Source organism: Kitasatospora sp. NPDC057223, assembly GCF_042669755.1.
Taxonomy (GTDB): Bacteria; Actinomycetota; Actinomycetes; order Streptomycetales; family Streptomycetaceae; genus Kitasatospora.
In genome coordinates, this window is the sequence record NZ_JBHUWW010000125.1 from 19850 (window position 1) to 27416 (window position 7567).

The window sequence follows — 7567 nt, forward strand, 5'->3', positions numbered from 1 at the left end:
AACAGCTCGGGACCCAGCCACCGACCACACCCCGCAGGAGCCCTCCCGTGACGGCCACCCGAACCAGACCCACGCCCCCCGCCGACCCGTGGGAGGAGCTGCAGACGGCCGCCCTGCTGGGCACCGACCGCCGCCCCCTCCCCGCGCCCGCGGGCTCGCCCGCGCAGGTCGCCGCCGCCGCGGCGGTCGACCGCACCGACCCGGCCACCGCCCTGCTGGAGCTGGCCGCCCTCGCGGCCGTCCGCCGCCGGGCCGGGGCGCTGCCAGTCGAACGGCCGGCCGGCGCCGGGCCGGCCGACGGGGCCGCCCCGCCGGACACCCGGCCCGAGCTGCCCGCCGCCGCCGCCCGGCGGCTGGCGATCCTGCTGGCCGGCCGTACCGGCGGCGCCGGCGGCACGCTCGCCAACCTGACCGAGCTGCTCCCGCAGTGGCTCGCCACCGCCGTGGCCCACGGCTACCGGCCGCCCGCCGCGCTCGTGCCCGCCCTGCTGGACGGCGCGCGGGCCCGCAGCGAGCTGCGCGGCGACGTGGTCGCGCTGACCGGCCCGCTCGGGCGGTGGCTGGCGGAGCGGAACAAGGACTGGCGCTTCGTCCTGCGCACCACGACCGCCGCCGGTACGGGTACGGCCGGCGCCGTGGCGGACCCGGCGGGCGGACCCGGCGACCGGCTCTGGCACGAGGGGCTGTTCGCCGAGCGCGTCACCCACCTGACCGCGCTGCGCCGCAGCGATCCGGCGGCCGGGCTCGAACTGCTCCGCAGCACCTGGCCGACCGAGCGCGCCGAGGACCGCCTGCTCTTCCTGGACGCCCTCCAGGACGGCCTGTGCGCCGAGGACGAGCCGTTCCTGGAGGCCGCCCTCGGGGACCGCAGCAAGAACGTCCGGGCGACGGCCGCCGAACTGCTCTCCACCCTGCCCGGCTCCGCCCTCGGGGACCGGATGGCGGAGCGGGCCCGCGCCGCCGTCCGGCTCCGCGAGGACGGCCGCGGGCTGTTGGTCTCACCGCCCACCGAGTGCGACGCCGCGATGCAGCGCGACGGCATAGCGCCCGCCTCGCCGACCGGGCGCGGCGAGCGGGCCTGGTGGTTCGGCGAACTGATCGCGGCCGCACCGCTGCGGACCTGGACGGACCTCGGCGGGCTGTCCCCCCGCGAACTGCTCGCCCTCCCGGTGGCCGACGCGGAGGCGGGGGCCGGTGACAGCAGCTGGACCGACGACCTGCGCGAGGCCTGGGCCCGGGCCGCCGTGCGGCAGCACGACGCCGACTGGGCGCGGGCACTGCTCGGGCCGGCGCCCCGGCCGGGCCGGGGCGGGCGGAGCGCCCGGACGGCCGGGGCGCCGGCCAAGCTGCTCTCGGTGCTGCCCGCACCCGAGCGGGCCCTCTGGACGGCGGCGTTCATCCGGACGCACGGACTGGGCGAGGCGTTCCAGCTGCTGGGGGCGTGCGCCACCCCGTGGACGCCGCCCCTGTCCACCGCCGTGGTCGCCGCGCTGGAGCGGGCCGCCGGCTCGGGCGCCTACCCGTGGAGCCACAGCGGAGTGCTGGGGATGACCGAGCGGGCGCTGGCGCCCGCCACGGCCGCGGCGGTGGAGGCCCTGGCGGCCGACGCCGCCCCGGACACGGCCTGGGCGGAGACCTTCGCCCGGCTCGCCGGGACGCTGCGGTTCCGCGCCGCGATGCTGGCCGAGCTGGCCGGCTGAGGGAGCGCGGGCGGGTGCGGTGCCGCGCCCGCCCGCACCGCACCCGCCCGCGCCGGGCTCAGCTCGCCGCGCGGAGGTTGGCCTCGACCCAGGCCACCACGTCCCGGGTGGGCGTCCCCGGGGTGAAGATGTCCGCGACCCCGAGCGCCTTGAGCTCCACGATGTCGGCCTCCGGGATGATCCCGCCGCAGAAGACCTTGATGTCCGCGGCGTCCCGCTCCCGGAGGAGTTCCAGCACGCGCGCGCAGAGCGTCATGTGGGCGCCGGAGAGGATCGACAGCCCGATGCCGTCCGCGTCCTCCTGGATCGCGGTGTCGACCACCTGCTCGGGCGTCTGGTGCAGGCCCGTGTAGATGACCTCCATGCCGGCGTCGCGCAGAGCGCGTGCGATCACCTTGGCGCCGCGGTCGTGCCCGTCGAGCCCCGGTTTGGCGACCACCACACGGATCGGCCCTGACACACCCATCACTGCCTCCTGGACGACTGGACGACGCTGTCCACCGCCCCCACCGGATCTCGCCGGGCGCGGGCGCCGTGTTAACGACCGATAACCGGCCTGAGGAGAGGTTAGCGCCACCCGGCGCCGGTTGGCCGACGCGCCTGCCGAAGGAACGCCGGGCGGCCCGCCGGCGGCGGCCCGAATGACCGTCAGGCCTCTTGACATCCGCACTTTTGTCCGGACTCCGCCACAACGGCTACAGTCGCGGCTGTTTTCTCCCTCGCCCTTCCTCCTCGCCCGGGGAACGTCCGAGGAACTCCCGAGGACCCCCCGAGGAGGCCGCGCCCGATGCCCGACGCAGCACCCCGCCCCACCCGTGCGGAGCTGCGGGTGGCTGCCCGCGCGCAGTCGCGTGCGGAGCGCCGCGACTCCGCACGGGCCGCGACCCGGAAGGCACTGCTGGGTGTCGCCCTGCCGTCGCTGGCCGCGCTCGGCGTCGCCGGAGCCGCAGCCGTCACGGTGCAGAGCGACGCGGCCCGGCGCGTGGTGGCCGAACCGGCCCCCGAGGACGCCCCGGTCACCACCCCCGACGACGGCCGCAGTCCCGGCCCGGCGGCCGGGACGGACACCGAACGCGCCGCCCGTGGCGACGCCCGGCCCGAGCTGGCGGGCCAGGAGCCCTCCCCCGCGCCGAGCACGCCCGCCCCCGCGCCCACTCCCGAGCGCCCGAAGGTCGTCCTGCCGGTCACCCTGCACGGCCTGAGCGCGACGTACGGCGAGGCGGGCACCCACTGGACGGCCCGGCACACCGGGATCGACTTCCCCGTCCTGGGCGGGACGCCGGTGATGGCCGCCACCGACGGCACCGTCCGCACCCAGTGGAACTCGGCGTACGGGTACATGGCGATCGTGACGGCCCCGGACGGCACCGAGACCTGGTACTGCCACCTGCGCACGTACAAGGTCCGCAAGGGCCAGGTGAAGGCGGGCGACACCATCGCCTACTCCGGCAGCAGCGGGAACAGCACCGGTCCGCACCTGCACTTCGAGGTCCGCCCCGGCGGCGGCGCCCCGATCGACCCGCTGCCCTGGCTGCTCGCCCAGGGGCTCGACCCGCGCTGACGGCCCGCACCGACGGCCCGGTCGGGCACGGCGCGGGCCGTCAGCCCCCCGGTCAGAGCTTCTCGACCGGCGCGTACCTCAGCAGCAGCTGCTTGCGGCCCGTCGAGCCGAAGTCGACGGTGGCCTGCGCCTTGTCGCCGACGCCGCTGGTCGCCACCACCGTGCCGAGGCCGAAGGTGTCGTGGGTGACCCGGTCGCCGACCGCCAGGCCGACGACCTCCCGCTCGACCACCCGGCGCGCCGACTGGCCCCAGCCGGCCTTCGGCGAGGCGGCCGCACCGGCGCCGCGCGAGGAGCCCCGCGACCCACTGCTGCCGGCCGTGAACCCGCCCGATCCCGAGCTGCCGCTGAAGGAGCCGCGCGAGGCGGGCACCGCGGCCGCGCCCTTGCGCTTCCACTCCACCAGCGTCTCCGGGATCTCCTCCAGGAACCGCGAGGCCGGGTTGTACGAGGGCTGGCCCCAGGCGCTGCGCAGCACCGACCTGGTCAGGTAGAGCCGCTGCCGGGCCCGGGTCAGGCCGACGTAGGCGAGCCGCCGCTCCTCCTCCAGCTCCTTGACCTGGTTGAGCGCCCGCATGTGCGGGAAGATGCCGTCCTCCATGCCGGTCAGGAAGACGACGGGGAACTCCAGGCCCTTGGCGGTGTGCAGCGTCATCATCGTGATGACGCCCGCGCCGTCCTCGTCCTCCGGGATCTGGTCGGAGTCGGCGACCAGCGCGACCCGCTCCAGGAAGTCGGCCAGCGAGCCGGGCTGCGGGCTGCCGTCGCCCTCCTCGGCACCCGGGCGCTCGCCCGGGTCCTGCTCGTACTCCAGCGCGACCGAGGCGAGCTCCTGGAGGTTCTCCACCCGGGTCTCGTCCTGCGGGTCGGTGGAGGACTGGAGCTCGGCCAGGTAGCCGGTCTCCTCCAGCACCGCCTCCAGCACGGCGGCCGGGCCGGCGCCGGACTCGACGACCTGCCGCAGCCCGGCCATCAGCGTGTTGAACTTCTTCACCGCGTTGGCGGAGCGCGAGGCCATCCCGTACGCCTCGTCGACCCGCACGAGCGCCTGCGCGAAGCTGATCCGCTCACGGGCCGAGAGGGCGTCGATCATCGCCTCGGCGCGGTCGCCGATGCCCCGCTTCGGGACGTTGAGGATCCGGCGCAGCGGCACGGTGTCCTCGGGGTTGGAGAGCACCCGCAGGTAGGCGAGGACGTCCCGGACCTCCTTGCGCTCGTAGAAGCGCACCCCGCCGACGACCTTGTACGGCAGGCCGACCCGGATGAACACCTCCTCGAACACGCGGGACTGGGCGTTCGTCCGGTAGAAGATCGCCACGTCACCGGGCCGGGCGGCGCCCGCGTCGGTGAGGCGGTCGATCTCGTCGGCGATGAACTGGGCCTCGCCGTGCTCGTCGTCCGCGACGTAGCCGACGACCTTCTCACCGTCGTCGCCGGCCGTCCAGAGCTTCTTCTCGCGGCGGCCGGTGTTGCGCTCGATGACGGCGTTGGCGGCGCTCAGGATGGTCTGGGTGGAGCGGTAGTTCTGCTCCAGCAGGATCGTGGTGGCGTCCGGGTAGTCCTCCTCGAACTGGAGGATGTTGCGGATCGTCGCCCCGCGGAAGGCGTAGATCGACTGGTCGGCGTCACCCACCACGCACAGCTCGGCGGGCGGCACCTCGGAGAGCCGGCCGGCCGCCGGGTTCACGAAGTCGCCGTCCACGGTGCGCTTCGGGGCGCTGGACGCGGCGCCGCCGCTCAGCTCGCGGACCAGCATGTACTGGGCGTGGTTGGTGTCCTGGTACTCGTCGACCAGGATGTGCCGGAACCGCCGCCGGTAGTGCTCGGCGACGTCGGGGAACGCCTGGAGCAGGTTCACCGTGGTCATGATGATGTCGTCGAAGTCCAGCGCGTTCGCCTCGCGCAGGCGCCGCTGGTAGAGGACGTACGCCTCGGCGAGCTTCTTCTCCATCGGGTTGGCCGCCTGGCCGGCGTACGTCTCCTCGTCGATCAGCTCGTTCTTCAGGTTGCTGATCTTCGACGTGAAGGACTTCGGCGGGAACTGCTTCGGGTCGAGGTCCAGGTCACGGCAGACCAGGCCCATCAGCCGCTGCGAGTCGGCCGAGTCGTAGATCGAGAAGCTGGAGGTGAAGCCGAGCAGCTTGCTCTCCCGGCGCAGGATCCGCACGCACGCGCTGTGGAAGGTGGACACCCACATCGCCCGGGCGCGCGGCCCGACCAGCTGCTCGACGCGCTCGCGCATCTCGCCGGCCGCCTTGTTGGTGAACGTGATCGCCAGGATCTCGCCGGGCTGCACGTGCCGGGCGCCGAGCAGGTACGCGATCCGGTGCGTCAGCACCCGGGTCTTGCCGGAGCCGGCGCCGGCCACCAGCAGCAGCGGCGAACCGGCGTGCACGACCGCCTCGCGCTGCGGGTCGTTCATCCCCTCCAGCAGCTGCGCCGGGTCGATCACGGTGCGGGCGGCGCCGTTGCGGTGCCAGGCGTCGCGCTCGGCGGCCGCGGCGTGGTCCGTCTGGAAGAGGCCCGCCGGGATGGCCTCCTCGTAGGCGTCGTACGGGACGTCGTCCTCGTACGGCGGGGGCTCCTCCTCGACGGGCGCGGCGAGGGCGGGCACGGCGGCGGACTGCTTCGACCCGGCTGCGGGCTTGCGGACGTCGGGCAGCTCGAAACCGGGGAGCGGGAGGTCGTCAAAGAGGCTACTCATGGCACTCCGAGTCTATGACCCGGCACCGACACCACCGGCCGGATCATCCGGGCCGCCGATCCGATCGGTTCCGGTGCCCGTCGTCACCATGATCCGCCACGGACCGGTACCGGAGGACAAGATTCCGGAAACTTGCCGACAAGACCGTGACTTCCGGCCCGGCCGGCCCGCGACCCGGCTAGCGTCCCCGTCCTGAGCCGGCCGACTCGGCAGTACCCGGCCGGAGCGAAAGGAGGACGCCGCCATGGCGTCGCACAGGAAGCCCGGGCCCGCCCCCTTCGGCCGCCGGACCCGCCGCACCGCGGCCACCGTCGCCGGGGCGGCCGCGGCCGTCACCGTCCTCGCCCCGGCCGGACACGCCGAGCCGCGGCCCGCCGCCGAGCAGATCCGGGCGCAGGTGGACGAGCTGTACCGGCAGGCCGAGCAGGCCACCCAGCGCTACGACGGGGCGAGGGAGCGGACGGACGCGCTGCGGAGGCAGGTCAGCGCGCTCCAGGACGAGGTGGCCCGCAAGGCCGCCGCGATGGACGCCACCCGCGAGCGGCTCGGCACGCTCGCCGCCGAGCAGTACCGCACCGCCGGGCTCTCCTCCGCCCTGCAGCTCGCCCTCTCCGACGACCCCCGGCAGTTCCTGCAGCGGGCCGGCATGCTCGGCCAGGCCGGCACCATCGAGCGGCAGACCCTGGCGCAGTTCGGGCAGCAGCGCCTCGACCTGGACACCCGCACCGCCGAGGCCCGGCAGCGGCTCGACGACCTCGCCGCGCAGCAGCGCGAACTGGCCGCCGACAAGGCCACCGTCCAGGACCGGCTGGCCCGCGCGCAGGCCCTGCTGGCCCGGCTGACGGCCGAGGAGCGCCAGGCCGACGGCCGCGCCTCCCGTGCGGACGACCGCCCGGCACTCGGCCCGGCCGGCCTCACCGCCGAGGCCCACGCCGAGGCCGCCACCGGCCGCGCCGCGGCAGCCGTCGCGTTCGCCCGCGCCCAGCTCGGCAAGCCGTACGTCTGGGGCGCCACCGGCCCCGGCTCCTACGACTGCTCGGGCCTCGTCCAGGCCGCCTGGGCCGCCGCCGGCGTCGCCCTGCCGCGCACCACCTACGACCAGATCGACGCCGCCGGGCGCGTCGGACTCGGCGAACTCCAGCCGGGCGACCTGGTGTTCTTCTACAGCGGCATCAGCCACGTCGGCCTCTACACGGGCGGCGGCCGGATGATCCACGCCCCGCACCCGGGCGCCCCGGTCCGCTACGAGGGCATCGACGTGATGCCGTTCGCGGGCGCCGTCCGGCCGTCCTGAGCGGCCGCGGCCTTCTGACGTGCTCGCCGAAAAATGCCTTGAGGCACCCGCAACCACCGGCGAGGATGGACGTCCTGAAGGTGAGGGCACGGGATGGGCCCGCGCAGCGCCGGGACGCACTCACCTCGGATCCGGCCCGGTCGGGCCGATCGCCCTCGTCCGGCACACCGTCAGCACCACACCTCTGGGGGAACACATCATGCGACCGTCCGGTATCTCCGCTTTCACGAAGACCACCCGCAATTGTGACGACGACTCCGCCTGGGGCTGAACCCTCGCACGCGGGCCCGCCGCTCCGGTACCGGAGC

Annotated in this window: 5 protein-coding genes; 3 read left to right on the top strand and 2 right to left on the bottom strand. The window is 75.2% G+C overall.

Annotation, left to right across the window (positions count from 1 at the left end):
* The first annotated feature begins 47 nt into the window (after window positions 1–47).
* The gene (locus ACFUK0_RS31880; protein WP_380255966.1) at window positions 48–1700 is read left to right on the top strand and encodes a DUF5691 domain-containing protein; all 1653 of its coding nucleotides are present in this window, start codon (window positions 48–50) and stop codon (window positions 1698–1700) included.
* Between the two features lie 58 nt (window positions 1701–1758).
* Here the strand turns inward: ACFUK0_RS31880 and ACFUK0_RS31885 are convergent, their stop codons facing one another.
* Entirely contained in the window at window positions 1759–2166 is a 408-nt protein-coding gene (locus ACFUK0_RS31885) for a cobalamin B12-binding domain-containing protein (RefSeq protein ID WP_380255967.1), read from the bottom strand.
* Window positions 2167–2487: 321 nt separating this feature from the next.
* Here ACFUK0_RS31885 and ACFUK0_RS31890 point away from each other — a divergent pair, with 321 nt between their 5' ends.
* A complete protein-coding gene (locus ACFUK0_RS31890) occupies window positions 2488–3261 on the top strand; it encodes a M23 family metallopeptidase (RefSeq protein WP_380255968.1) in 774 nt (257 codons plus the stop codon).
* 52 nt (window positions 3262–3313) lie between these two features.
* Here the strand turns inward: ACFUK0_RS31890 and pcrA are convergent, their stop codons facing one another.
* Window positions 3314–5965, bottom strand: a complete 2652-nt coding sequence (pcrA, locus tag ACFUK0_RS31895; RefSeq protein ID WP_380255969.1) for a DNA helicase PcrA — start codon at window positions 5963–5965, stop codon at window positions 3314–3316.
* 244 nt (window positions 5966–6209) lie between these two features.
* On the opposite strand from pcrA, the gene ACFUK0_RS31900 reads away from it, so the two are divergent.
* Entirely contained in the window at window positions 6210–7259 is a 1050-nt protein-coding gene (locus tag ACFUK0_RS31900; protein WP_380255970.1) for an NlpC/P60 family protein, read from the top strand.
* Window positions 7260–7567: the final 308 nt, after the last annotated feature.

Coding starts and splice junctions, on each gene's coding strand:
- ACFUK0_RS31885 (WP_380255967.1), bottom strand. CDS start 2,166: ATGGGTGTGTCAGGGCCGATCCGTGTGGTGGTCGCCAAACCGGGGCTC.
- ACFUK0_RS31890 (WP_380255968.1), top strand. CDS start 2,488: ATGCCCGACGCAGCACCCCGCCCCACCCGTGCGGAGCTGCGGGTGGCT.
- pcrA (WP_380255969.1), bottom strand. CDS start 5,965: ATGAGTAGCCTCTTTGACGACCTCCCGCTCCCCGGTTTCGAGCTGCCC.
- ACFUK0_RS31900 (WP_380255970.1), top strand. CDS start 6,210: ATGGCGTCGCACAGGAAGCCCGGGCCCGCCCCCTTCGGCCGCCGGACC.